The following is a 25,943-nucleotide window of genomic DNA, read 5'->3' as shown; positions in this document are numbered from 1 at the left end:
CTAACACAAAAGGTATACTTAGCCCAGTTTCAATTTTAATAACGTAAAGCCGGAAATTCATGAGTACGTTTAATATAAATACCTTTCAAGGGTTAATTCTGCAGCTGCAGGATTATTGGTCGCGCCAGGGATGCGTTATCGTTCAACCATTAGATCTGGAAGTTGGTGCGGGTACATTCCACCCGATGACTTTCCTGCGTTCAATCGGCCCTGAGCCGATGAGCAGTGCCTATGTGCAACCTTGTCGTCGCCCGACCGACGGTCGTTATGGTGAAAACCCCAACCGCTTACAGCACTATTACCAGTTCCAGGTAATGCTGAAGCCGTCGCCGAAAAACATCCAGGAGCTATACCTGAACTCGTTAAAAGAGCTGGGTATAGATCCTTTAGTGCACGATATCCGTTTTGTTGAAGATAACTGGGAATCGCCGACTTTAGGTGCCTGGGGACTGGGTTGGGAAATCTGGTTAAACGGCATGGAAATCACTCAGTTTACCTACTTCCAGCAGGTAGGTGGTTTAGAGTGTGCACCGGTAACCGGAGAGATCACTTACGGTCTTGAGCGCCTGGCCATGTATATCCAGAATGTCGACAGCATTTATGATCTGGTATGGACCGACGGCCCTATGGGTAAAGTATTATACGGTGATGTTTTCCATCAAAATGAAGTGGAACAATCCCACTATAACTTTGAACATGCCGATGTTGATGCCTTATTTAAAATGTTTGATCAGTGCGAGCAGGACAGCCAGAAACTGATTGAAAACAACCTGCCTTTACCTGCCTATGAGCAGGTGATGAAGGCGTCTCATGCGTTTAACCTGTTAGATGCCCGCCACGCCATCTCAGTCACCGAAAGACAGCGTTATATCCTCAGGGTAAGGGCTTTGTCAAAAGCCTGTGCCGAGGCCTATTACGCGGTTCGTGAAGAACTTGGCTTTCCTCTTTGTAAAGACCAGGCGGCGGGAGAAAAATAATGACCACAGAAACTTTACTTATTGAATTAGGTACCGAAGAGTTACCGCCGAAATCCCTGAAAAAACTGGCAGTGACCTTTTTCGATCACATCCGTAGCCAGCTGGACAGTGCCGAACTGGCCTATAGCGATATCAAGTGGTTTGCCACGCCTCGTCGTATGGCGGTTCAAGTGTTTGACTTAGTTGAAAAGCAAGCAGACAAACAAATTGAAAAACGCGGTCCTGCGGTTAATGTTGCCTTTAACGAGCAAGGAGAGCCGAGCAAAGCCGCTGAAGGTTGGGCCCGCTCCAACAGCATTACCGTGGCCGACGCCGAGCGTTTAACCACAGATAAAGGCGAATGGTTGCTACACCGTGCTTTGCAACCGGGTAAAACTGTTGCCGAATTGATCCCGGAAATGGTTAATCACGCCCTGGCTAAATTGCCTATCCCGAAACCTATGCGTTGGGGCAGTGAACGTACCCAATTTATCCGTCCGGTACACACTTTGGTGATGTTATATGGCGAGCAGGTACTTAATGGCGAAACCTTAGGGGTGAGTGCGGATAATCAAGTTACCGGCCACAGATTCCACCACCAGGGGCTGGTGAGCCTCAAGCATGCCAATGACTACCAAAGTGCCTTAGAAAATGCCTACGTCATGGTGGACTTCCAGCAAAGACAAGAAAAAATTGTCGAGCAAATCAAAGCTGCCGCTAATGAGATCAACTGTGTTGCCCTGATTGACGACGAATTGCTTGAAGAAGTTACCGCCCTGGTTGAATGGCCGGTGACCTTGGTAGGGACGTTTGAAGAAGAATTCTTGAATGTACCGGCAGAGCCACTTATCTACTCGATGAAAGATCATCAGAAATATTTCCCGGTAGTCGATAGTGACGGCAAGCTGGTGAACAAGTTTATTTTTGTCACCAACATCGAAAGCAAAGATCCGCAGCAAATTATCTTTGGTAATGAGAAGGTGATCCGTCCCCGTCTGGCGGATGCGGAATTCTTCTTTAAAACCGACAAAAAGCAGAGCTTAGAGCAAAGATTGCCGAGCCTGGATGCGGTATTGTTCCAGAAGCAGCTGGGTACCTTAAAAGCGAAATCCAGCCGTATCGCCAGCTTAAGTGAGCATATCGCTTCTGTACTGGGTGAAGATGCCAAAGCAGCCTATCGCGCCGGTTTACTGAGTAAAACCGACTTGATGTCTGATATGGTGCTGGAGTTCCCTCAGGTACAGGGTACCATGGGTAAATATTACGCCCTTAACGACGGTGAAGGGGAAGCGATTGCCCAGGCGTTGGAAGATCAGTATCGTCCGCGTTTTTCCGGCGATAGTTTACCGCAGGCGAATATCGGTTGTGCCGTGGCGATTGCCGATAAGATAGATTCCCTGGTGGGGATCTTTGGCATTAACCAGCCGCCAAAAGGGGATAAAGATCCCTTTGCCTTACGTCGTGCTGCTATCGGTGTGATTCGTATCATTACCGAAAAGCAGTTGGATTTAGATCTGGCGGTATTGATCGATCAGGGCATAGGTTTATTCGGTGATAAATTATCAAACCAAAACACCGCCGCTGACGTGATTGATTTTGTCATGGGTCGTTTCCGCGCTTTCTATCAGGAGCAGGATATTGCGGTAGATGTGATTCAATCTGTGTTAGCCAAGAAACCGACGGCGCCGGTAGATTTTGATAAGCGGGTGAAAGCGGTAAGTTATTTCCGCAGCCTGGCTGAAGCTGAAACACTGGCGGCAGCCAACAAACGTGTCGGTAATATCCTGGCGAAATTCGACGGTGAACTTTACCCTGAGTTTAAAGCGGAACTGGCCAGCGAAGCTGCCGAACGAGAACTGGCTGCTACCTTTGAGGACATTAAGGGCAAAATAGCGCCGTTAATGGCCGATAAGGACTATCAGGCAGCCTTAACCGAGTTGGCACTGCTTAAGGCGCCGATAGACAGCTTCTTTGACTCTGTCATGGTCATGACGGATGATGAAGCGGTTAAAACCAACCGTTTAACCCTGCTTAATGAGATCAGAAACAGCTTCTTTGCTATTGCCGATATCTCGTTATTGCAAAAATAAGTTTTAAACAGCTTTGATAACGAAAAAGGGAATGCCAGCGCATTCCCTTTTTTTATAACCATTTTAAAGTTGTTTGTTGTTTTTTATATGTAAATGTTATTAATTAACACTTCTTAATTAGATAGCGATAGGGGGCCGATTCCGTCTGCTGAGCCACCAGTTCATGTTCCATAAAACGACAAAAGCTGGGAATATCCCGGGTAGTCGACGGGTCATCTGCCTCAATAAGCAAGGTTTCGCCGACGGCGATTTTACGGATATTCATGCGCACCATCATCACGGGCTCGGGACAACGTAAACCCAAGGTATCTAAGGTATGGTTGGCTTGTTCAAATTTGGCAGAGGACATAGATAAAACTTAATGCTAATAAAACCGGCAGTATTCTGATAGGGCACTAGTCTAACCGCTTAACTTTTATTAGCAAGCATTAGCAGCTTTCGCCCTGTTAGAACCTTTGGTTAATATGTCTTAAGTGAGTAAAGTTATCTTTAGACATTAGCAAGCTTTTAGCCAACTAATCTGCGACATAGCGCTAAATTAAATAAAGTTGAAAAAAGCCAATGCCTGCTTGCATTAGTGTCCAGAGCGTGAATAATCATAGGGTAGTATTAATATAGCGAGTGGAATTATGGAAAGGTTTGGACTTGGTCGGATAATGTTATTGGTCGGTGTGATGCTGTTACCGATACAGGAGAGTCAGGCGACCCGGGTACAGACAACAGATCCGCAGCGGAAAACTTATCTCCAGGCAGAAAAGCATTTATGGCATCCGGCTTCGGCCCAATACCAGGAACTTTACCAACAACTGCATTTTTATCCGCTGCAGCCTTATTTGGATCAACAAAGGCTGATCAAACGCCTCAACTTGAAACATCAGCAAGAAATCGACAAGTTTCTTACCACTTATAAGGGCACGCCCCTGGACTGGCCGTTACGGAAAAAATGGCTGCAATACCTGGCCAAACGTAAGCAACAGGCCTTGTTCCTGAAATATTATACCCCGACCTCGGATGTCGCTCTGCAATGCCAGCAGTTAAGGTACCGCTTAAGTGCCGGCCACAGCGAAAAGGAAGTATTGGCACAGGTGACTAAACTCTGGCTGGTGGGGAAATCACAGGATAAAAAATGCGACCCCCTGTTTAAGCGCTGGCAAGAAGCGGGCTACCGTACCCCGGATATTGTCTGGCAACGCTTATCCCTGGCGGCTAACGGCGGCAAGCATACCCTTATTCCTTATTTAACCGGTTTGCTGCCGGAAAGCGAACGTTACCTGGGACGCCTGTGGCATAAAGTCAGACGGGATCCCGCTTATATTACCCGTATCGGTCGTTTTAAGGAAAAGTCTGCCAAAGAAGCGCAGATTATGGCCTATGGCTTAAAACGTCTGATCTGGCGTGCACCGAAAAGGGCGCTGGCGACCTACCAAAAAGCCAGCAAGCAATTTACTTTTACCGAAGAGCAAGATCAGGAAATTATCGTCAAATTTGCCCTGGCGCTGTCCAGTAAAAACCATAAGCAGGCCCAGGTATGGCTGGATAAAGTTGCAGAGAGCTCCTTGTCCAATACCATGATCCAGTGGCGTCTGGCCCAGGTATTGAAGCAAAAAGACAGCGAGCAGCTAAAGTCTGAACTGGTTGCGTTGCCGGAGCAATATAAAAGCGAGCTGAAATGGAAATACTGGTATGCCCGCAGTTTAATCGACACCGGCAATGTCACCGGCGGGGAAAGCCTGCTGCAGGAGCTGGCACAGGAACGCCATTATTACGGTTTCCTGGCGGCGGGGTATTTGAAGCTGCCGGTGAACCTGCAGGATAAACCACTGGATATTTCCGAAGAAGAAAAGGCTGCCGTGTTAACCCACCTGGCGGCCAAGCGCGCGTTTGAGCTGTTTTACCTGCAAAGGTTTAATCAGGCCCGGCGCGAGTGGAATTACTGGTTGTCGCAACTTAATGACAGGGAAAAACTGGTGGCGTCTAAGGTGGCCTATGAAGCCGGCTGGTTTGACCGGGCAATCTTTACCCTGGCACAGGTGGGTTATCTAGATGATGTCGATTTAAGATTCCCGCTTGCCTTTGATAATAAGATTATTGAACACGCGAAAAATAACCAGATCAACCCGGCCTGGGCTTTTGCCATTACCCGGCGGGAAAGCTCCTTTATGACGGACGCTAATTCTTCGGCAGGAGCAAAAGGTTTGATGCAGCTGATGCCCAATACCGCCAAGCATCTGGAAAAACGTAAAGTATCGAAAAAATACCTGCTCGATGCCGACAACAATATCGGTTTAGGCACTAAGTACCTGAAGATGTTGCTGGATAAAAATAAAGGCAATTCGATATTGGCTACCGCCTCATATAATGCCGGTCCCCACAGGGTGAAAAGGTGGTTAAAAGACAGCGTGACTTTACCTGCTGATGCCTGGATTGAAACCATTCCCTTTAAAGAAACCCGGGATTATGTCAAAAGCGTGCTCGCCTACCAGCAGATTTATCAAGCTCAGGTGGGGCAGGAAGGGTCATTATTTGATGATCTCAGCGATATGCACATCAGCGATTAAGGCACTCGGGGCCGGGTTTGCTGTACTGATTTAACCTGTGTGATATGATAGCGAAAAAACACAAGGGAATCGCATAGATGACAAGGTTAACAGCACTTTATCCGGCCCATATCGCAGAATTACAACGCCGATCGGCAACGGCATTATCACGGGAAAACCTGGATGGATTAGTGATCCATTCGGGACAGGAAATCAAAGTCTTCCTGGATGATTATGGTTATCCGTTTAAAGTGAATCCTCATTTTAAGTTCTGGTTACCTTTAGTCGATATTCCAAACTGCTGGCTGATCATTAACGGCAAAGACAAACCTCAGCTGATCTATTACCAACCGGTCGATTTCTGGCATAAAGTGGTGGAGTTGACCGACAGTTACTGGAATGAATTCTTTGATATCAAGATCTTGACCAAGGCCACCGATGTCGATCAGCTGTTGCCTTATGATAAAAAAGGCTACGCCTATATCGGCGCCCATATCGAAGTGGCCAAAGCTCTGGGCTTTGACAATATCAACCCGGAACCTTTATTGAATTATCTGCATTACCACAGAGCTTATAAAACCGCTTATGAGCAGGAATGTATGCGCCAGTCTAACAACTTGGCAGTGCTGGGACATAAGGCGGCAAAAGAAGCCTTTATGCAGGGCAAAAGCGAATATGATATCCAGCAGGCCTATCTGAAAGCGACGCACCATACCGACAACGAAACCCCTTACGGCAATATTGTTGCGTTAAACGAAAACGCCTCTATTTTGCATTACACCGCGTTAAACCGTAATGTGCCTCAGCACCACAAGTCTTTTTTACTGGATGCCGGCGCCAACTTTAACGGTTATGCTTCGGATATTACCCGGACTTATTCTTTTAAACAGGATAAGTTTGCCGAGCTGATCGCCCGTATGGACAAGCTTATGCTCAACGCGGTTGACGGTCTTAAACCAGGCAAAAGTTATGTTGATCTTCACGTGGAGACCTATCGGGATATCGGCCAGGTATTAAAAGAGTTTGATTTTATCAACACAGATGCCGATACCGCCGCTGAAACCGGTATTGTTTCAACTTTCTTCCCACATGGCCTTGGCCATCACCTGGGGCTGCAAACCCATGATGTCGGCGGTTTTATGGCGGATGAGCGCGGCACCCATGTTAACAGTCCGGAAAAACACGCCTTTTTGCGTACTTCACGGGTGATTGAGGCAAACCAGGTCTTTACCATAGAGCCGGGTTTGTACTTTATTGATTCTCTGCTGGGGGATTTAAAAGCATCGGAACATGCGGGGTTAGTGAACTGGGCTGAGGTGGAAGCGATGAAACCTTTCGGCGGCATCCGTATTGAAGACAATATTATCGTGCACAAGTCACATAACGAAAATATGACCCGGGACTGCGGACTTGCCTAGTTTGGCTGGGGGGTTGTTAACGGCAGCGGTGAATAGCTGATGGCCGGTACCTATAACATAGCGGCGAGTGAGGTCATAGATGAAACTATAGTGACCCGCAGCCGCTTTATCTGTTATCTCAGGCCTTGTACTTCACAGGAAGCCGCCAAGGCCTTTATCCGGGAATTGCAGCAATTACATCCCCAAGCCAACCACCACTGTTACGCCTTTGTCTTCGGCGCCCCGGATGACAGCCAGAGCTATGGTTTTTCCGATGACGGCGAGCCCACAGGCACCGCAGGTAAACCTATGCTGGCGGTATTGCAGGGGGGCGGCATCGGCCAGATTTGTGCCGTGGTGGTGCGCTATTTTGGCGGCACTAAACTTGGTACTGGCGGTTTGCAAAGGGCCTATGGCAACAGTGTCCGCCAGGCGCTGGCCTTGATGCAGACGGAAGTTAAGGTACCTAAAGTGACCAAGGCACTGGCATGCCAATATGCTCAGGTGGATGATATTCTGCATTTGCTGGCACAGGTGAAAGGAGAAGTTACCGAACAGCAATACAGCGAGCAGGTAAATTTGACTTTGGCAATCCCAGAAGCGCAATTGGCTGTATTTCAACAAAATTTGTCCACGTTATCATCGGGGCAGCTGACACTGATATCGGTAGACCACTAGCCTGGTTTTGGCTTTTACATTAGAAAAAGAAGAACGTGCAATATAAAAATATCATCCGCATTTTAGGTCTGTTGGTGGCCTTGCTCAGTGTTACTATGCTGCCGCCGGCCTTTGTGTCATTGATTTACCGTGATGGCGGCGGTGTATCATTTTTAATGGGCTTTATCCTGTGTCTGATCACGGGTATTTTATCCTGGTATCCTAACCGGGCTGAAAAAGGCGACCTCAGGGCAAGGGAAGGTTTCCTGATTGTGGTGCTGTTCTGGACGGTATTGGCCAGCTTCTCGGCGATCCCGCTGTTACTGCTTGAAGAGCCCAATTTATCGATGGCGGATGCTTTTTTCGAATCCTTCTCCGGTTTAACCACCACCGGGGCCACTATCCTGACCCATATCGATGAGTTGCCCCATGCGGTGCTCTATTACCGCCAGCAACTGCAATGGCTGGGGGGCATGGGGATCATTGTATTAGCGGTGGCAGTATTGCCTATGCTGGGCATCGGGGGCATGCAGCTGTACCGGGCGGAAACCCCGGGACCGGTGAAAGACTCAAAAATGACCCCCAGGATAGCGGATACCGCCAAACACCTCTGGTATATCTATTTATCCCTGACCATAGCCTGTGCCTTGGCTTATTGGGTGGTGGGCATGTCGGTTTTTGATGCCATCTGCCATGCGTTTTCTACCATTGCCATCGGTGGATTTTCTACTCATGATGCCAGTATGGGGTACTTTAACAGTCCGCAAATTAACCTGGTGTGCGTGTTCTTCCTGGTGATTGCCGGGGTCAACTTTGCCCTGCACTATGCCGTGGTGCAGAGCCGTTCACTGAAGAATTACCTGTTTGATCCTGAATTTAAAGTTTTTATTGCCATCCAGGTAATACTAACGGCAATTTGCTTTACGGTACTGATGATGTCAGGCACTTATATCGATGCCGATGTCGCCCTGGATCAGGCGCTATTTCAGTCTGTTTCCATCAGTACCACCGCAGGCTTTGCCACTACTTCTTTTGCCGACTGGCCAACCCTGTTGCCGTTATTGCTGATTTTTGCCAGTTTTATCGGTGGCTGCGCTGGTAGTACCGGCGGTGGTATGAAAGTGGTGCGGGTGCTGTTGTTATACCTGCAGGGCATACGTGAGCTTAATAAGCTAGTGCACCCCAAGGCGGTGTTTACCATTAAACTGGGTAAAAAGCCTTTGCCTGATCGGGTGGTGGAAGCCGTTTGGGGTTTCTTTTCCGCTTATGCCGCCGTTTTTGTCATTTGTATGTTGTTACTGCTGGCTGCCGGGGTCGATGACCTTACCGCTTTTACCGCGGTGGCGGCCTGCCTCAACAACCTGGGGCCGGGATTGGGGGAGGTGGCCTCTAACTTTGCCGGGCTTAATGATTTCAGTAAATGGGTATTGATACTGGCGATGCTGTTTGGACGTCTGGAAATATTCACCTTGTTGGTACTTTTCACCCCGGCGTTCTGGCGCTCCTAACGGTAAAGAGTTCAGGTAAATAATAGATAAAAAAATGCAGGCTAAGCCTGCATTTTTATTTCCAGGAAGGAATGTATGCCATGGGTTCATGGATGAACGGGAATGGCGTAGCTGCTGTTTAAAAGTATATCGCCCCGACCTGGAACAGCTTCTCAACATCGGAAATATAACGTTTGTTCACCAGGAACAAGATGACATGGTCTTCTTCCAATATCATAGTATTGGAGTGGGCAATTAATACCGTATCGCCGCGTACTATCGCCCCGATAGTGGTACCCGGTGGCAGCTTGATGCTTTTGATTTCACGGCCGACCACTTTAGAAGAATGCTCATCTCCCTTGGCGACAATTTCTATTGCTTCGGCGGCGCCGCCGCGCAGGCTGTAAACATTGTTGATTGCCCCTTTACGGACATGGGTCAGCAAAGCGGAAATGGTGGCCTGTTGCGGGGAAATGGCAATGTCTATGGTACTGCCGTGTACCAATTCGACATAGGCATCCCGCTGGATCAGCACCATGGTTTTACGCACGCCGAGCTTTTTCGCCAGCAAGGACGACATAATATTGGCTTCATCATCATTAGTGACGGCAATAAAAACATCGAACTGGTCGATATGCTCTTCGAGCAGCAATTCATGATCGGAAGAGTCGCCGGTGAAAACCAGGGTATCATTCAGCTCGGAGGCCAGCTGGGCCGCCCGCTGCGGATTATGCTCGATTAATTTGACCTGGTGGTTGCTTTCTAAAATGCTGGCCAGGCCGGCGCCGATATTACCGCCGCCGGCGATCATAATACGTTTATAGGCGGGTTCGAGTTTTTGCAGTTCATTCATCACCGCCCGGATATGTATGCTGGCAGCAATAAAGAACACTTCATCATCGGCTTCAATCACGGTCGTGCCCAGGGGACGAATAGGTTTACCGTTACGGTAAATGGCCGCCACCCGGGTATCTATATTGGGGATATGCTCTTTCAGGGTAGATAAGGCATGGCCCACCAGTAAACCGCCATAATAGGCTTTTACCGCCACCAGGGAGACTTTACCGCTGGCAAATTCCAATACCTGCAACGCGCCCGGATAATCGATCAGATGGGCAATATCTCGGGTAACCAGCTGCTCAGGGGCGATAATATGATCTATCGGCACATCCTTGTTGTGAAACAGCTGCTCCCGGTACCTTAAGATCTGGTTCGAGCGGATACGGGCGATTTTGGTCGGGGTATTAAACAGGGAATAGGCGATCTGGCAAGTGATCATGTTAGTGGCATCGTCATTGGTCACCGCGATGATCATATCGGCGTCTTCGGCGCCGGCTTTTTTCAGGACTTCCGGATAACAGCCCTGGCCGGGCACAACTTGCAGATCGAGTTTGTCCTGCAGCTCATGCAACTTTTCATGGTCGATGTCGACCAGGGAGATTTCATTGCGTTCACCCACTAAGTTTTCGGCTAAGGTACCGCCAACCTGTCCCGCACCAATAATTATTATTTTCATATCGCCGTTAAGTCTTTGTTATCTGCTTAAGCTTTCTTCATTAATTTCGCATAATAAAAGCCGTCCATGCCCGAGTCACCGGGCAATATCTGCCAGCCGGGCTCTGCATTGTCGCCAGCTTCGGGCAGCGGGATCAATTCGGCATCGTTATTTTCTGCGAGAAACTGCTTTATCTGCTCTTTGTTTTCTTCGGGCAAGATACTGCAAGTGGCGTAAATCAAGGTACCACCGGGTTTAAGCAAAGACCATATGTTTTTCAATATTTGCTGCTGCAACACCGTCAGCGCCGGAATGTCGCTGGCTTTTCTCAGCCACTTGATATCCGGATGACGACGGATCACCCCGGTGCCGGAGCAGGGGGCGTCGAGCAGGATGCGATCAAATAATTGTTTGTCCCACCAGGCGCCAGGGTCAGCGGCATCGGCGGCAATCACTTTGGCTTCGAGCTTTAAACGTTCCAGGTTTTCTTTGACCCGCACCAAGCGGCTTTCTTCGATATCAATGGCCGTCACCGAAGCCAGATCCTGAGTATATTCCAGGATATGACAGGTTTTACCGCCGGGAGCGGCGCAGCAATCGAGTACATGATCCCCGGGTTGGCTGTCGAGCAGGCGGGCGGCTTGTTGGGCGGCGCCATCCTGAATGGAAACATCGCCGTCGGCAAAGCCGGGCAGGCGGTTAACATCTACCGGTGAAGTTAAGGGAATAGCGCCGGATTGACTTTCGGGTTCACCGTGAGCAATTTCTGCAGCTTCAAGTTGAGTCAGGTAAACATCGAGTTCATGGTGTTTTTTATTGACCCTGAGCCACATCGGCGGTTTTTGCTGGTTTTCTGCTAATACCGCTTGCCATTTTTCCGGGTAGGCGGCCTGTAATTTTTTCAGCAGCCAGCCCGGATGGTTGTAGCGTACGCTATCCGGTTTTTCTGCATCCTTGTTATCAGCTTCTTGTTTTTCCTGCTGACGTTGGTAGTTACGCAATACGCCGTTAATCAGCCCCTTTAAGTGACGGTTTTTTAACGGCCCGGTGGCGGCAACGGTTTCACTGACTGCGGCATGGTCCGGAATACGGGTATATTTGATCTGGTAAATACCTACCAGGATCAGGAAATGACAAACCCGTTGTTTACCGGTTAACGGTTTGGCCATCAACTGGCGGACGTCATATTCCAGTTCCGGCAGGTAACGTAAGACGCCATAGGTGATTTCCTGTAGCAGGCCTTTGTCTTTGCCTTCTACCTTGGCCTGTAACCTTGGCAGTTCATCCGCCAGACTGCGTCCCTGATCAATAACCGCATAACTACATTTGGCGGCGAGTGCTCTGATATTCATTAACTGGTTTACCCGTTGCTCTGCTCTGTGGCTTGTTCGCCGGTGATATTATTTCCAGGGCTGAACCAGTCGCCGCGGCCATTGAGAATATCTTGTACCGCCAGGGCTTTCTTACCCGGTAGTTGCAGGCTTTCCAGGTTTAATACCCCGTCGGCTGTGGCCACTTCAATACCGCTTTTGCCGGCGGCAAGAATAGTGCCCGGTACTTTATCTGTGGTTTTCTCCAACACACTTGCCTGCCAGATCCGGACTTTATGGGCCTTGTCATTTTCATGATAGGTGAACTGGGCGACGGGCCAGGGAATATAGGCGCGTATTTTTCGGTGCAGTTCGGCTGCGCTCAGCTGCCAGTTAAGCTCGGCTTCGGTTTTATCCAGCTTGGCGGCATAAGTGGCCAGGTCGTTATCCTGTTTTTCCCTGGGATAACTGTCGCCGGCCATCAGGGTCAGGGTTTCCAATAAGGCTTTGGGACCAAGTTCGGCCAGTTTGTTATACAGGCTGGCGCTGGTGTCGGTATCTGTAATGGCACAGCTGGCTTTTAAGATCATATCTCCGGTATCCAGGCCCTTGTCCATTTGCATGATAGTCACTCCGGTTTCGGCATCACCGGCTTCCAACGAGCGCTGGATCGGTGCGGCGCCGCGCCATTCTGGCAGCAGCGAGCCGTGGACATTGATACAGCCCAGTCTTGGCGTTTCCAGGATCACGGTTGGCAGCAACAAGCCATAAGCCACTACCACCATCACATCGGCCTGGTATTCGGCGAGTTTTTGCTGATCCGCAACGTCTTTGAAGTTAAGCGGCTGCTCTACCGGGATATTGTGTTCCATCGCCAGCACTTTGGTGGCACAGGCGGTTAACTTTTTGCCTCTGCCGGCGGGTCTGTCTACCGGGCAATAGACGGCGACAACGTTATGCTCGGAGGCTATCAGGGCTTTTAAGTGTTCGGCGGCAAAATCCGGTGTTCCGGCAAAGATAATATTTAATGCTTTGGACAAGGGTGTTTCCTAAATACTGTGTTGGCTGTTTGCTTAAGCGTGGGCTTTTTGCAATCTGGCTTCTTTTTCAAGCTTGGTTTTAATGCGCTGGCGCTTGAGGGGAGATAAATAATCCACAAACAGGATCCCGGCCAAATGGTCGAGTTCGTGCTGGATACAGATGCTGAGCAGCTCATCGCCGTCCAGGGTAAATTGCTCGCCGTTGCGGTCAAGTGCCTGCACCGTCACGGTTTCATGGCGGGTAACCTTGGCATAACAGCCGGGAACCGACAAACAGCCTTCTTCATTGATAAAGGTTTTCTCGCTTTTGGCAATAATTTCAGGGTTGATCAAAACAATCGGATTGTCACTCTTATCGGAGACATCGATCACTACGATACGCTGATGGATATTTACCTGGGTGGCAGCCAGGCCGACACCATTTTCCTGATACATGGTTTCGATCATGTTATCGACTATGGTTCTGATTTCATCATTTACTTCAACCACATCGGCGGCTTTGGTTCTTAATCTTTCATCGGGAAAGCGCAATACATTTAAAACGGTCATAATTTTTATAAAAGAATTAGCGATAATTCATATAGAGTGTTATGTTTTAATTTTAGCCATTTAATTCAATTAATAATAGTGGTTTAGCGTAATTGCTATTAAAAATGGGCTCAGCAGCATGATAATAAAAAGACTCCTTTTGATAATATGCCTGTTTCTGCCGTTAGTGGTTAAGGCCGATGTCCTGCAAATAAAGCCGGATGCGCCCAAATCCTATCAAGTGAAAAAAGGCGATACCCTTTGGGACATTTCTGCTATTTTTCTTAACCAGCCCTGGTTATGGCCTAAGCTCTGGCGCCTGAATCCGCAAATCAAAAACCCCCACCTGATTTATCCCGGCGATAAATTACGTTTAGTGTACGATGAACAGGGGCAGCCTATGCTGGTGAAGGGTAAACCCGAATTGAAGTGGTCCCCTAAGGTGCGTACTAAGCTCAAAGATCAGAGCGCCATCAGCACCATCTCGCTGGATGTTATTGCCCCCTATTTAAGATATGAAAGCTTCTTTACCGAGCAGGAATTAACCTTGCTGCCTTATGTACTCGGCAGTGATGAAGCTTATAAATCCAGTATTGATGGCTTTCGGGTTTATGTTAAAGGCGATATGGAAGTTGGCCGGGCCTATGCCATTTATCAAAAAGGTGAAGCCCTGCTTGATCCCCAAAGCGGAGAAATGCTGGGCTATCAGGTGGATCTGGTTGCTACCGCGCAGGCGTTAAGGGTCGGTAATATCAGCGAAAAAATCCCGTCGACGCTTTATGTCACCGATATTCAGCAAGAGATCCATGCCGGAGATTTTGTTGTGCCGGTCAATGAAGGGCAATTATTGCCTTCGTATTTTACCATGCAGGCGGTTGCCGGGGATGTTCGCGGCGCCATTATTCAATCTGCCAGTGGCGGTCGTGAATTTGGTAAATCGGAAGTGGTGATGATCAACCGGGGCTCAGATAATAATGTCCGTCCCGGCGACGTTATGACTATTAAAAGAACCAGCCCGAGCGTGGTGGAGTCGGGAACCGGCCCTGTTTATACCGAAGATGCGCCCAGGTGGAGCCGCATGGCCAATGCCGGTGAATCGGATTACCAGATGCCGGAAGAAAGCTTAGGCCAGGCCATGGTTTTTAAGGTTTATGATAAAGTCAGCATGGCGCTGATTTTAAAGTCCTCCAAAGCCATCAGGTTGCAGGATACGGTAACGGCTCCCTGATTTTTACGGGGAGAAAACCAGGGGAAGTTTCGGGAAGCTGTGCCTTAAAGGCAGATCTTTCTTAAGGAGAAGCTTAGTGGTAAAAGAAGAGGTACATTACTGGCTGGCGTTGAAATTAGTGCCCAGGCTCGCCATCAGTAAAAAACTCGCGTTAGTGGACCGTTATGGTCTGCAGGAACTTTTTATCTCTTCATCCTGGCTTGCTGATGCCAGCCTAACCGCAGCGCAAGTTAACGCGTTTCAACAGCCAAACTGGAGCAGGGTAGAGACAATTGTCGCCGCTTCCAGTCTGTGCCAAAGCCAAATTATTTTTTATAACAGCCAAGATTACCCCGAACTCTTGATGCAGTTGCCGGATCCGCCGCTGGTGTTATTTGTTCAGGGCAATGCCTCGCTATTACAACAAAGCCAGCTGGCGATTGTTGGCAGCCGTTTTGCTACGGCCGCAGGTCGGGACGAGGCTACGGCGATGGCCAGAGCCCTGGCACAACATGGCCTGGTGATCACCAGCGGTTTAGCCATAGGCATAGATGGTGCCGCACACCGAGGCGCCTTACTGGAAAAATCGGGTACCGTTGCCGTGGTGGCGACCGGGCTGGATAAGGTCTATCCGGCCAGGCATAAGCAACTGGCGCAAAATATTCTGGACAGTCAGGGATGTATTGTCAGCGAATTTGAACCCGGCATACCACCCAAAGCCGGTCATTTTCCCAGGCGTAACCGGCTGATCAGCGGGTTAAGTCTAGGTGTACTGGTGGTAGAAGCCGCGATGAAAAGCGGTTCTTTGATCACCGCCCGTTGTGCCCTTGAGCAAAACCGTGAGGTGTTTGCCATGCCGGGCACTATTCATAATCCCCAAAGTAAGGGGTGTCACTGGTTAATAAAACAAGGAGCTAAATTAGTTGAGGAATGTGCCGATATAATGGATGAGTTAGATATGTCTGTTACGTCGGGTCTGTCTAAAGAGAAAGCGGAAAAAAATGAAAAAACTGCTCAGCAGGACTTGTTTCTGGATCCATTGTTGGCTAGTGTGGACTTTGAAATCACCCCCGTAGACATGGTGGTTTCCCGGTGTAAGCTACCCACAGATGTAGTGTTGACCCGGTTAACAATGCTTGAGCTAAGAGGTCTGGTATCTGCGGTGCCAGGTGGCTATCTTAGACTAAATAGGGGCTAGTTATGTTTGATATCTTAATGTACCTTTTTGAAAACTATATTCATAGTGAAGCCGAGGTAATGGTTGATCATGACGTACTGACCGATGAGTTGACACGCGCGGGCTTTCATCAGGATGAAATTTACAAGGCACTCACCTGGTTAGAAAAACTAGCAGCATTGCAAGATAGTGAGTCCTACGCTTATGTGACCCGGGTTGCACGTCCGTCGGTACGTATTTATACCGCGGAAGAAATGCAATTGCTTGACACCGAATGCCGGGGCTTTTTAACCTTCCTGGAGCAGGTCAATGTGCTCGACTTCTCCACCCGGGAAATGGTGATCGACAGGGTAATGGAGCTCGATACCCAATACTTTTCCATCGACGATTTAAAATGGGTAGTGCTGATGGTGCTGTTTAACGTACCCGGACAGGAAAGCGCCTATTCGCAAATGGAAGATTTAATTTTTGACGAGCAGGAAGGCCCCTTGCATTAACTTGGCCTTTACTTAAATAAAGAGCTAAACAAGTAGCTAAGTAAAAGCTGAGCTTTCGCTAAGATTACTAACAAGAATAAAATATGACATAATACCGGCTGTGACCCTGTCAGCAACGAAAGGACCGGTTGGGTATTATGTCAAATTCAGATAAAAGTTTATTTACACTACACGAACACGCCCTGGAAAAAGAGCATGAGCTGTGTCCCGACTGTGGTGAAAAACTCCTGATCAAAAACAGCAAAAAAGGTCCTTTCCTCGGCTGTAGCGCTTACCCCGACTGTCAATATACCCGCCCCGTGGTTGAACATGAACGCATTGAAGATAAAGTGCTGGCCGGCAGTAGCTGCCCGGAATGCGGCCATTTACTGGCGGTAAAGCAGGGGCGTTACGGCATGTTTATCGGTTGTACCAACTTTCCCGAGTGCCAGCATATTGAAGAAACCCATCACCAGGATGATGTCAATATTGCCTGCCCCAAGTGCAGCAGCGGTGAGTTGATGGAAAAAACCAACCGTTACGGCAAAACCTTTTATTCCTGTGACCAATATCCCAAGTGTAAATACGTGCTTAATTATCCCCCGGTGGCGGAAACATGCCCCTTATGTCAGTGGCCAGTACTGGTAAAAAGGAAGATGGCCAGCGGAGAAGTCATAATATGTCCAGAAAAGAAATGCACGTACAAGCGGAAGGCTTTATAATACCCCCTCATTCATTTTTTTAACTAAAGTAGAGAAAAAGTAATGTCCACAACCTTTGTCGCCATTTTAATGGGTTCTGATTCTGATTTACCGGTAATGCAAGCAACTATTGATATCCTTAAGAAGTTCGATATTTCCTATGAAGTAAAGGTACGTTCTGCCCACAGAACGCCTGATGCGGCAAAGGCTTATGTGAAAGACGCTGAAGAGCGTGGCTGTAAGGTATTCATCTGTGCTGCCGGTTTGGCCGCTCACCTTGCCGGTGCTGTTGCCGGTATGACCACGCGTCCTGTTATCGGCGTACCTGTTGATAACGGTCCTCTTCAAGGCCACGATGCCTTATTGTCTACCGTGATGATGCCTGGCGGTATCCCGGTAGCTACCGTTGCTATCGGTAAAGCAGGTGCGAAAAATGCCGGTTACCTGGCAGCGCAAATTCTGGGTGTAGAAAACCAGGATATTGCTGATAAAGTGAAAGCCGAGCGTGCAGCCAATGCCGAAGCTTTGTTGGCAAAAGATGAAGCTATGCAGAAAACCTTAGCTTAAGCCGAATGTCTTTTTCATCGGCTTTAACGGCTTACCGTCAGGGTGGGGTGATTGCCTACCCGACGGAAGCCGTCTTTGGATTGGGCTGCGATCCGGATAATGACGCAGCCATTCAAAAATTACTGGCCATCAAGCAAAGGCCAAAAGAGAAAGGTTTGATTTTACTGGCCGGCGATTACGCGCAGTTACAGCCTTATCTTGATGAATCGACCATTTCTGCACAGCAAAAAGCAGAAATCTTATCCCGCTGGCCGGGCGCCATTACTCAGATCATGCCGGTAAAAAGTACCGTTTCTTCCTGGGTAAAAGGTAGCTTTGACAGCATCGCGGTGCGGGTGACTGAGCATCCCGACGTGATTGACTTGTGTCGGCAAACCGGAAAACCAATCATTTCTACCAGCGCCAACCTTACCGGGCAACCTAGCCTTTGCGAGTACCAGCAGGTGGTGACACAGTTCCAGGATAAAGTCGATTTTATTCTCGAAGGAAAAACCTTAGGTTTTACCAACCCGTCCACCATTATCAATGCGCTCAGCGGAGAAATATTGCGACCATGACAACCAAGAATAATATCCCGGATATCAATCAGGTGATCCAATACCTGAAAAGTTTGCAGGACAGCATTTGTCAAAGTCTTGCCCAGGCCGACGGCAAAGCAAGTTTTATGGAAGACAGCTGGCAGCGTGAAGAAGGCGGTGGCGGTCGTAGCCGGGTATTAACCGACGGCGCAGTATTTGAACAGGCGGGCGTAAATTTCTCTCATGTATCCGGGGAAAGAATGCCGGCTTCGGCCACGGCACACCGTCCTGAATTACAGGGACGGTCATTTCAGGCCTGTGGTGTTTCTTTAGTGATCCACCCGAAAAATCCTTATATCCCGACCACACATGCCAATGTTCGTTTCTTTATCGCGGAAAAAGAAGGCGCAGATCCGGTATGGTGGTTTGGCGGCGGGTTTGATCTAACCCCCTATTATCCGTTTAAAGAAGATGTTATTCACTGGCACCAGATGGCACAGCAGTTAAGTCAGCCTTATGGCGACGATGTTTATGCTAAATATAAAGCTTGGTGTGATGAATATTTTTATTTAAAACACAGGGATGAAACCCGCGGTGTCGGCGGAATCTTTTTTGATGATCTCAACGAGTGGGGCTTTGACAAAAGTTTTGCCTATATGCAGGCGGTGGGAGACAACTTTATCCCGGCCTATGTCCCTATTGTTGATAAGCGTAAAGACACCCCTTACGGTGAAAAAGAGCGGCAGTTCCAGTTGTATCGCCGTGGCCGTTATGTGGAATTCAACCTGGTTTATGATCGCGGTACCTTGTTTGGCCTGCAAACCGGTGGCCGTACCGAATCTATTTTGATGTCATTGCCGCCTCTGGTCCGTTGGCAATATAACTATCAACCGGAAGAAGGCTCAGCCGAAGCCGAGTTATATAATACTTATTTGAAGCCGCAAAACTGGCTTGAACTTTAACGGCAAAACCTCAAACAAGGCGCGGTTATTTTTGATAAAAGCGCCTTAACTCTTCCAGGGCCACCAACGCCTGACTGATATTTAATTTCGCCTCCGGCAATTCCTGATATTGGTTGTTATAAATGGCAAAGTTGCCGAACCTGTCAATCTCATTAAGTTGTTCGCCGATTTTTATCGCGTAATTGCCGTCTCTTCCCAAAATAATGTGGCCATGGCTGTTTTTATCGAACAGCGACTGGCCGATGGAATAATCAGCTGTGGCATTTTTGCAACCCAGGGCCCCGGATAACAGGGTGGGAGCGATATCATAATGACTGGTTTCTCCGCTGAAAAAGTCATGTTTGTTACCTGGCCAGTAGATCACCAGCGGCACTCGGGTTTGATAGTCTGAATAGTTACTGTTATGGCCCCAGTAACCTTTGCCGTTGTCGTTAAATTCTTTGCCGTGATCTCCAGTGATAATAATGATGGTATTGTCTAAGTCATTTTCGATTAGCTTTAATACCTGCGCCACCTGCTGGTCCATATAGTAAATAGCGTTTTTGTAGAGGTTAAACAGCGACCTGGGATCATAACCCTTATCCAGCGCCATATAGTTGGCATAGTCGAGAGATGGTTGGAAAATCTTGGCGGAATCTTTGGGGACCGAAAGGCCATGGGGGGCATCATAAAATAAAAAGGCAAAATAAGGTTGCTCCTGGTTTTTACTTTGGTACCAGTTGCCAAAGTCCCGGGTAATGTCCAGATCCCGCTCGGCAGGCGTTCTTCCCTCAGAATGGCTACGCAATGGGTTAACGGCGCTAAAGATAGTTTGATCAAACTCCGGGCTGGTTAATTTGGCGCTGCTGAACACCCCTATCTGGTATGTCTGCTGTTTTAATATGTCTATCAGTACCGGGCTTCTTTGCTGATTTAATACCGGCTGCCAGTAATGACCGGGTAAGCCATAAAACAGACTGAATAAACCGTGGCGGGTATTATTACTGCCGCTGTAATGACGTGTGAATATGCTGCCCTGTGTAGCCAGTTGCGTGATGGCCGGGGTAACCTCGGGATTCATCATATCGCTGCGCCAGGAGTCGACAACCAGCAGAATAATATTTTTCAGGGGACGTTTGTTGTTGCAGGTCATGGCTGATAAGGGGTAGTGCAAACTTGATTTGCTTTGCCTGGGCGCCAGTAATGCCTGTTGTTTATAGGCGGCCAAATCCAGCAAACCCAGCTTGGCGATAAGGGATTTTGCTGTCAGGGGGTAGGATAAGGGCAGATAAAAGGCCTGGCGGGTAATATCTTTTCTGAAGGTAGCATCGGCCCAGATGTTGAGACCTTGTGCAAATAAAAAAAGCAGACACCAGCTGAGTACTATGGCTTTTAGTCTGATGCGCATATGGAAAAATTTCCGCCATAAACATTCGCTTATTATTCCTTGTGCCAGAAAAAAGGCTATGATCATCAAGGATATGCGTAACCACAATTGCCAAGAAAAGCTGAGAATTTCATTTCCCCCTTCAAGTATCAGTTTCAGTATCATGGCATTCAAATGAAAGCGGTATTGCTGGTAAACAAAGGTATCGGTGAGCAATAAAGCCAGGGACAAGCCAACCAAGGCTATACTGAAAATTCTGGTGATTGCCGCTTGCCGGATAAAACGACTTATCAAGCGGATAACCGCTAAAAGCATTAAGGTGAGCAGGCCCAGGTGAGCGATAAAATAACAGCTTAAAAAAATGCCGGCGGCAAGATTGTCGGGTAAGGGTTGTGGTGCCAGGTATCTTAAGCTTATCAATAAGGCAATAACAAAATTAACCAGAATAAATTGACTGTGCCAGTTAGCCAGTTGTTTATTCCAGTCCTTGAACATATTCAGACTTTGCTCCCATAGCGCTTAGATCTCATGAAAAATCTGGCCGGATCACAAATGCTGTTCACTTAAATAACCATTACCGTTTTTCTCCACATCTATTATAGGATTTTTTGCCACAGCCGGGAGAAATAAGGGGATTAGCCTGAAAAACTTGTTCTAGATTATATTCCCCTAAACTTCCAAGGGTTTTATTGTCATTTCTTGCGGTAGGTCAAGTTTTGTTTGCAAAAGCGGGATTAGAATCGCCTCATTAAATATCCGCACTAAAAAAATGGAAATTAGTTATGAAAAAATCTCTCTTAGCGCTAACAGTACTTTCTGCCTTAACCGTTTCTTCATTTGCATCAGCAAATCAGGCTGGCGACATCCTGATCCGCGGTGGTGCGACTATGGTTAACCCGGATAGCGATAAAACCGGTATTGATTTAAACGGCGCAGATTCAGGTATGTCATTAAGTGTTGATGACAACACGCAACTGGGTCTTAACTTTGTTTATTTCTTTGACAGCAACTGGGCTGTCGAGTTACTTGCCGCCACGCCTTTTAAACACGACATTACCGTACATGATCCAAATGCGGTTTTAGGTGTAGACGGTGTGCATTTAGCCGAAGTTACTCAGTTACCGCCAACGTTAAGCGCATTATACTATTTCGATACTTCTTCAAAATTAAAGCCTTATGTTGGTCTTGGTCTTAACTACACCATTTTTTTTGATGAAGGTTTTGAAGATGCACCGAAAAGCTTAGGGTTCAGTGATCTGGAGTTGGATTCATCTATCGGCTATTCGGTACAAATTGGTGCGGATTACCATATCAATGACAAATGGTCTATCAACGCTTCTGCCCGTTATATCGATATCAATACCGATGCCACTTTTAAATACAATGAGAACGTTAAAGGTTCTGCGGATGTCGACGTAGATCCTATGGTTTACTCTCTGATGATCGGTTACAAATTCTAAATATTTACTCTTCTGCACAAAGAGTAAATATAGAAGTAGTTAAAAGCAGTAACACAAGTTGCTGCTTTTTTATTTTAAAAAGGTAAATCTTGGGGTAGGCTAGAAAAAATTTTTATCATAAATCATCTCTCATGGACCAATATCGCGTATTCGGCAATCCCATTAAGCATTCCCGCTCTCCCTATATACATCAGGCTTTTGCCAAAGAAACAGCTCAGGAATTAACTTATCAGACTCAGCTGATTGAGTTAGACGCCTTTGAACAAGACATTAAAGCTTTTGCCCGGGCTGGCGGTAAAGGGGGCAATGTCACAGTACCTTTTAAAGAGCAGGCGCTTGCCTTATGTGATCAGGTGTCCAAACGTGCCGCTTTGGCTGGAGCGGTTAATACCTTGAGTTTTAGCGATGGTCAAATCCTGGGAGATAATACCGATGGCGTCGGCCTGGTAAAAGATTTACTCGCCAATAAAGTGCCCTTAAACAATAGCCGTATCCTGTTAATAGGGGCTGGCGGAGCTGCCAAAGGAGTAGTGTTACCTTTATTGGAGCAACAACCGCAGCAATTGGTGATTGCCAACAGAACCTTGAGTAAAGCCGAGCAAATTTGCCAGCTGGTATCGGATAGCAGGTTAACTTGTTGTACCTTTGAGCAAACCAATAATTATGACTTTGACGTGATTATCAATGCCACTTCTGCCAGCTTGGACGGTCATTTACCTGCCGTCCCCGAAACGGTCATTGCCGGGGCCGAGGTTTGTTACGACATGGTTTATGCGAAACAACTCACGCCTTTTTTGTTATGGGCGAAAGAGGCTGGCGCAAATAAAGTGATAGACGGCTTAGGTATGCTGGTGGCGCAGGCGGCAGAAAGTTTTAATATCTGGCGTGGTGTGATGCCGTCAACAGATGAGGTATTACAGAAGTTAAGGGCAGACTTAACTTAACCTAACCTTTATTTCATTACTTACATACAACTAATGTACAGGGCGGGAATGACACTTGAACCAAGCAATTCTATTTAATGATGATATCCATTTTAATGAAGCGCACAATGCCTGGAGTTTCACCGGGTTAATGGCCGGACAAAAAGTTACCGTTTTTATAAAACAAAGCTATCCGGATAAAAACCTGGTAATTACTGACTGCGTCAGGTTTGATTGGGAAGAGGCGGTAGAGATCTGGTTGGAACAACATGAGCCAGATCTCAATAATGAAATTCACTTAAAGCTTTAATTTAAGGGTTTTCTTAAGACTTTTGTTAAGAAGAGGGCATTAGTTAGCCATATCCGCAAGATAATCATCTTTTAATTGCAGATAATTAGTGGCAGATTGCTTTAAAAAACTGACTTCATTGTCACTAAGCGGTCTGCTCTTTTTCATTGGGTTCCCGACATAAAGATAACCACTCTCTAATACCTTATTGGGAGGCACTAAAGTACCGGCACCGATAAAAACGTCATCCTGGACTACCGCGCCGTCCATAATGATTGCCCCCATACCAACCAGAATACGATTACCTAAGGTACAGCCGTGCAACATACATTTATGGCCTATAGTCACATCATCACCAATAGCTAAAGGAAAACCGTCAGGGTTATGCTCACTTTTCCGGGTAACATGTAATACGGTACCATCCTGGACATTGGTACGGGCACCCAGGGTTATTTTATTCACATCACCCCTTGCCGCGACTAAAGGCCAGATACTCACTTCATCGCCTATCGTAATATCGCCGACCAGTACTGCCGACTGATCTATATATACCTTTTCGCCAACTTTTGGGCTGATCCCCTGGTAAGAACGTAATTTATATTGAGTCATAATCGTCTATTGCCATGAATTTTTCTTAACTTTAGCAAATTAAAGCATGCTTAACTGACATTATTAAGTGAAATGTTTCATGTGAAACGTTATTAAATGCATAAAAGAGCAATGCTCCACAGAAATAAAAAACAGTATTAGGGCTGCTATTCGCTGGTTTAATCGCCAATAAGGTCGCGGCTTGTACAAAAATGAAAGAATATGAAATTAATTTCAAAAAGGTGTTGACCTCCACAAGAAAATGTCTAAAATGCGCATCCACTTCCACGGGGCAGCCCAACGAAGTGTTTTGATAAGTTTAAGTGATGCAAACATCAGTTAAACAGCCAACAAAACTTTGAAAAAAGTTGTTGACATCAAAGCTGAGAAGCGTATCATGCGCATCTCGCTTGAGACAAGCGCTCAGGCAATAACGGTTAACGAATGCGATTAATCGTTTCATCTTCTTTCGAAGATGAGTTCTTTAAAAATTAGTTATCATGCAATTTGTGTGGGCACTCACGTTAATGTTGATTTTACATAGTCCTTCGGGACAAAAATAAACTTAATGATGAATGACACACAAAACTATTTATTCATAGTTTTATATGTACAGATTCATTGAGTCAGAGAGCTTGTCTCTCACAAACGATTTTTAATTGAAGAGTTTGATCATGGCTCAGATTGAACGCTGGCGGCAGGCTTAACACATGCAAGTCGAGCGGTAACATTTCAAAGCTTGCTTTGAAGATGACGAGCGGCGGACGGGTGAGTAATGCTTGGGAATATGCCTTATGGTGGGGGACAACAGTTGGAAACGACTGCTAATACCGCATAATGTCTACGGACCAAAGCGGGGGACCTTCGGGCCTCGTGCCATTTGATTAGCCCAAGTGAGATTAGCTAGTTGGTAAGGTAACGGCTTACCAAGGCGACGATCTCTAGCTGGTTTGAGAGGATGATCAGCCACACTGGGACTGAGACACGGCCCAGACTCCTACGGGAGGCAGCAGTGGGGAATATTGCACAATGGGCGAAAGCCTGATGCAGCCATGCCGCGTGTGTGAAGAAGGCCTTCGGGTTGTAAAGCACTTTCAGTTGTGAGGAAAGGGTGTAGCTTAATACGCTGCATCTGTGACGTTAGCAACAGAAGAAGCACCGGCTAACTCCGTGCCAGCAGCCGCGGTAATACGGAGGGTGCGAGCGTTAATCGGAATTACTGGGCGTAAAGCGTGCGTAGGCGGTTTGTTAAGCAAGATGTGAAAGCCCCGGGCTCAACCTGGGAACTGCATTTTGAACTGGCAGGCTAGAGTTTTGTAGAGGGTGGTGGAATTTCCAGTGTAGCGGTGAAATGCGTAGAGATTGGAAGGAACATCAGTGGCGAAGGCGGCCACCTGGACAAAAACTGACGCTGAGGCACGAAAGCGTGGGGAGCAAACAGGATTAGATACCCTGGTAGTCCACGCCGTAAACGATGTCAACTAGCCGTCTGTATCCTTGAGATGTGGGTGGCGCAGCTAACGCGATAAGTTGACCGCCTGGGGAGTACGGCCGCAAGGTTAAAACTCAAATGAATTGACGGGGGCCCGCACAAGCGGTGGAGCATGTGGTTTAATTCGATGCAACGCGAAGAACCTTACCATCCCTTGACATCCAGAGAAGTTACCAGAGATGGTTTCGTGCCTTCGGGAACTCTGTGACAGGTGCTGCATGGCTGTCGTCAGCTCGTGTTGTGAAATGTTGGGTTAAGTCCCGCAACGAGCGCAACCCCTATCCTTATTTGCCAGCGCTTCGGGCGGGAACTTTAAGGAGACTGCCGGTGATAAACCGGAGGAAGGTGGGGACGACGTCAAGTCATCATGGCCCTTACGGGATGGGCTACACACGTGCTACAATGGCAAGTACAGAGGGCAGCAATACCGCGAGGTGGAGCGAATCCCACAAAGCTTGTCGTAGTCCGGATTGGAGTCTGCAACTCGACTCCATGAAGTCGGAATCGCTAGTAATCGTGGATCAGAATGCCACGGTGAATACGTTCCCGGGCCTTGTACACACCGCCCGTCACACCATGGGAGTAGGTTGCAAAAGAAGTGGCTAGTTTAACCTTCGGGAGGACGGTCACCACTTTGTGATTTATGACTGGGGTGAAGTCGTAACAAGGTAACCCTAGGGGAACCTGGGGTTGGATCACCTCCTTATCTTGAAGTAAAAC

23 protein-coding genes and 1 rRNA gene are annotated in these 25,943 nt (G+C 47.6%); 17 read left to right on the top strand and 7 right to left on the bottom strand.

All coding sequences use genetic code 11. The features are described 5' to 3' along the window. Nucleotides 1–59 precede the first annotated feature (59 nt). Entirely contained in the window at nt 60–977 is a 918-nt protein-coding gene (glyQ, locus tag QL234_RS17165) for a glycine--tRNA ligase subunit alpha (protein WP_044833144.1), read from the top strand. Next, nucleotides 977–3,046 (top strand): glycine--tRNA ligase subunit beta, encoded by a 2,070-nt coding sequence (gene glyS / locus QL234_RS17160; RefSeq protein WP_281559034.1) that lies wholly within the window; start codon nt 977–979, stop codon nt 3,044–3,046. The genes glyQ and glyS overlap by 1 nt, the downstream gene beginning before the upstream one ends. Nucleotides 3,047–3,149: 103 nt before the next feature. On the opposite strand, the gene tusA is transcribed toward glyS, so the two are convergent. Further along, nucleotides 3,150–3,395 carry a sulfurtransferase TusA gene (tusA, locus tag QL234_RS17155; protein WP_281559033.1) on the bottom strand — a complete coding sequence of 82 codons (246 nt, stop codon included), beginning with the start codon at nt 3,393–3,395 and terminating at the stop codon, nt 3,150–3,152. A 307-nt stretch (nt 3,396–3,702) separates the two neighbouring features. Here tusA and QL234_RS17150 point away from each other — a divergent pair, with 307 nt between their 5' ends. The 4 genes from QL234_RS17150 (at nt 3,703) to QL234_RS17135 (ending at nt 9,145) form a co-directional block, all read left to right on the top strand. Further along, nucleotides 3,703–5,604 (top strand): transglycosylase SLT domain-containing protein, encoded by a 1,902-nt coding sequence (locus QL234_RS17150; protein ID WP_281559032.1) that lies wholly within the window; start codon nt 3,703–3,705, stop codon nt 5,602–5,604. 77 nt (nt 5,605–5,681) lie between these two features. Beyond that, a complete protein-coding gene (pepQ, locus tag QL234_RS17145; RefSeq protein WP_281559031.1) occupies nt 5,682–7,001 on the top strand; it encodes a Xaa-Pro dipeptidase in 1,320 nt (439 codons plus the stop codon). A 39-nt stretch (nt 7,002–7,040) separates the two neighbouring features. Then, the gene (locus QL234_RS17140) at nt 7,041–7,658 is read left to right on the top strand and encodes a YigZ family protein (protein WP_281559030.1); all 618 of its coding nucleotides are present in this window, start codon (nt 7,041–7,043) and stop codon (nt 7,656–7,658) included. 35 nt (nt 7,659–7,693) lie between these two features. Next, a complete protein-coding gene (locus tag QL234_RS17135; protein WP_281559029.1) occupies nt 7,694–9,145 on the top strand; it encodes a TrkH family potassium uptake protein in 1,452 nt (483 codons plus the stop codon). Between the two features lie 118 nt (nt 9,146–9,263). Here the strand turns inward: QL234_RS17135 and trkA are convergent, their stop codons facing one another. Genes trkA through def form a run of 4 tightly spaced genes read right to left on the bottom strand, consistent with a single transcriptional unit; the run spans nt 9,264 to nt 13,518 of the window. Then, the gene (trkA, locus tag QL234_RS17130; RefSeq protein WP_281559028.1) at nt 9,264–10,640 is read right to left on the bottom strand and encodes a Trk system potassium transporter TrkA; all 1,377 of its coding nucleotides are present in this window, start codon (nt 10,638–10,640) and stop codon (nt 9,264–9,266) included. A 26-nt stretch (nt 10,641–10,666) separates the two neighbouring features. After that, nucleotides 10,667–11,971 (bottom strand): 16S rRNA (cytosine(967)-C(5))-methyltransferase RsmB, encoded by a 1,305-nt coding sequence (gene rsmB, locus QL234_RS17125; protein WP_281559027.1) that lies wholly within the window; start codon nt 11,969–11,971, stop codon nt 10,667–10,669. A gap of 8 nt (nt 11,972–11,979) precedes the next feature. Further along, nucleotides 11,980–12,969 carry a methionyl-tRNA formyltransferase gene (gene fmt, locus QL234_RS17120; protein WP_281559026.1) on the bottom strand — a complete coding sequence of 330 codons (990 nt, stop codon included), beginning with the start codon at nt 12,967–12,969 and terminating at the stop codon, nt 11,980–11,982. A 33-nt stretch (nt 12,970–13,002) separates the two neighbouring features. Continuing rightward, a complete protein-coding gene (gene def / locus QL234_RS17115; RefSeq protein WP_044833153.1) occupies nt 13,003–13,518 on the bottom strand; it encodes a peptide deformylase in 516 nt (171 codons plus the stop codon). Between the two features lie 139 nt (nt 13,519–13,657). Here def and QL234_RS17110 point away from each other — a divergent pair, with 139 nt between their 5' ends. The 7 genes from QL234_RS17110 (at nt 13,658) to hemF (ending at nt 19,105) form a co-directional block, all read left to right on the top strand. Beyond that, complete coding sequence (locus QL234_RS17110) at nt 13,658–14,725, top strand: LysM domain-containing protein (protein WP_281559025.1); 1,068 nt, start codon at nt 13,658–13,660, stop codon at nt 14,723–14,725. 76 nt (nt 14,726–14,801) lie between these two features. Further along, entirely contained in the window at nt 14,802–15,902 is a 1,101-nt protein-coding gene (gene dprA / locus QL234_RS17105) for a DNA-processing protein DprA (RefSeq protein ID WP_281559024.1), read from the top strand. A 2-nt stretch (nt 15,903–15,904) separates the two neighbouring features. Further along, on the top strand, nt 15,905–16,378 hold the full coding sequence (locus QL234_RS17100; protein WP_044833156.1) for a DUF494 family protein: 474 nt from the start codon (nt 15,905–15,907) through the stop codon (nt 16,376–16,378). A 137-nt stretch (nt 16,379–16,515) separates the two neighbouring features. Then, entirely contained in the window at nt 16,516–17,079 is a 564-nt protein-coding gene (locus QL234_RS17095) for a topoisomerase DNA-binding C4 zinc finger domain-containing protein (protein WP_281559023.1), read from the top strand. Between the two features lie 42 nt (nt 17,080–17,121). Then, complete coding sequence (gene purE, locus QL234_RS17090) at nt 17,122–17,625, top strand: 5-(carboxyamino)imidazole ribonucleotide mutase (RefSeq protein WP_044833158.1); 504 nt, start codon at nt 17,122–17,124, stop codon at nt 17,623–17,625. A 5-nt stretch (nt 17,626–17,630) separates the two neighbouring features. Further along, nucleotides 17,631–18,182, top strand: a complete 552-nt coding sequence (locus QL234_RS17085) for an L-threonylcarbamoyladenylate synthase (RefSeq protein ID WP_281559022.1) — start codon at nt 17,631–17,633, stop codon at nt 18,180–18,182. After that, nucleotides 18,179–19,105 (top strand): oxygen-dependent coproporphyrinogen oxidase, encoded by a 927-nt coding sequence (gene hemF / locus QL234_RS17080; RefSeq protein WP_281559021.1) that lies wholly within the window; start codon nt 18,179–18,181, stop codon nt 19,103–19,105. The genes QL234_RS17085 and hemF overlap by 4 nt, the downstream gene beginning before the upstream one ends. A gap of 25 nt (nt 19,106–19,130) precedes the next feature. Here hemF and QL234_RS17075 read toward each other — a convergent pair whose 3' ends face one another. Beyond that, on the bottom strand, nt 19,131–20,966 hold the full coding sequence (locus QL234_RS17075; RefSeq protein WP_281559020.1) for a DUF3413 domain-containing protein: 1,836 nt from the start codon (nt 20,964–20,966) through the stop codon (nt 19,131–19,133). A 287-nt stretch (nt 20,967–21,253) separates the two neighbouring features. Here QL234_RS17075 and QL234_RS17070 point away from each other — a divergent pair, with 287 nt between their 5' ends. The 3 genes from QL234_RS17070 to QL234_RS17060 all read left to right on the top strand — a co-directional run bounded on the left by QL234_RS17070 (nt 21,254) and on the right by QL234_RS17060 (nt 23,164). Continuing rightward, on the top strand, nt 21,254–21,931 hold the full coding sequence (locus QL234_RS17070) for an OmpW family outer membrane protein (protein ID WP_281559019.1): 678 nt from the start codon (nt 21,254–21,256) through the stop codon (nt 21,929–21,931). Between the two features lie 131 nt (nt 21,932–22,062). Beyond that, on the top strand, nt 22,063–22,875 hold the full coding sequence (aroE, locus tag QL234_RS17065) for a shikimate dehydrogenase (RefSeq protein WP_281559018.1): 813 nt from the start codon (nt 22,063–22,065) through the stop codon (nt 22,873–22,875). 55 nt (nt 22,876–22,930) lie between these two features. Continuing rightward, the gene (locus QL234_RS17060) at nt 22,931–23,164 is read left to right on the top strand and encodes a hypothetical protein (protein ID WP_044833163.1); all 234 of its coding nucleotides are present in this window, start codon (nt 22,931–22,933) and stop codon (nt 23,162–23,164) included. Between the two features lie 39 nt (nt 23,165–23,203). Here the strand turns inward: QL234_RS17060 and QL234_RS17055 are convergent, their stop codons facing one another. Then, the gene (locus QL234_RS17055) at nt 23,204–23,752 is read right to left on the bottom strand and encodes a gamma carbonic anhydrase family protein (protein WP_281559017.1); all 549 of its coding nucleotides are present in this window, start codon (nt 23,750–23,752) and stop codon (nt 23,204–23,206) included. A gap of 635 nt (nt 23,753–24,387) precedes the next feature. Here QL234_RS17055 and QL234_RS17050 point away from each other — a divergent pair. After that, nucleotides 24,388–25,929, top strand: a 16S ribosomal RNA gene (locus QL234_RS17050). Nucleotides 25,930–25,943: the final 14 nt, after the last annotated feature.

Origin of the sequence: Thalassomonas sp. RHCl1 (assembly GCF_947387555.1) — a bacterium.
GTDB lineage: Bacteria > Pseudomonadota > Gammaproteobacteria > Enterobacterales > Alteromonadaceae > Thalassomonas.
Note: the sequence above shows the minus strand (reverse complement) of the source record. Positions and strands in the feature narration are given on the sequence as shown.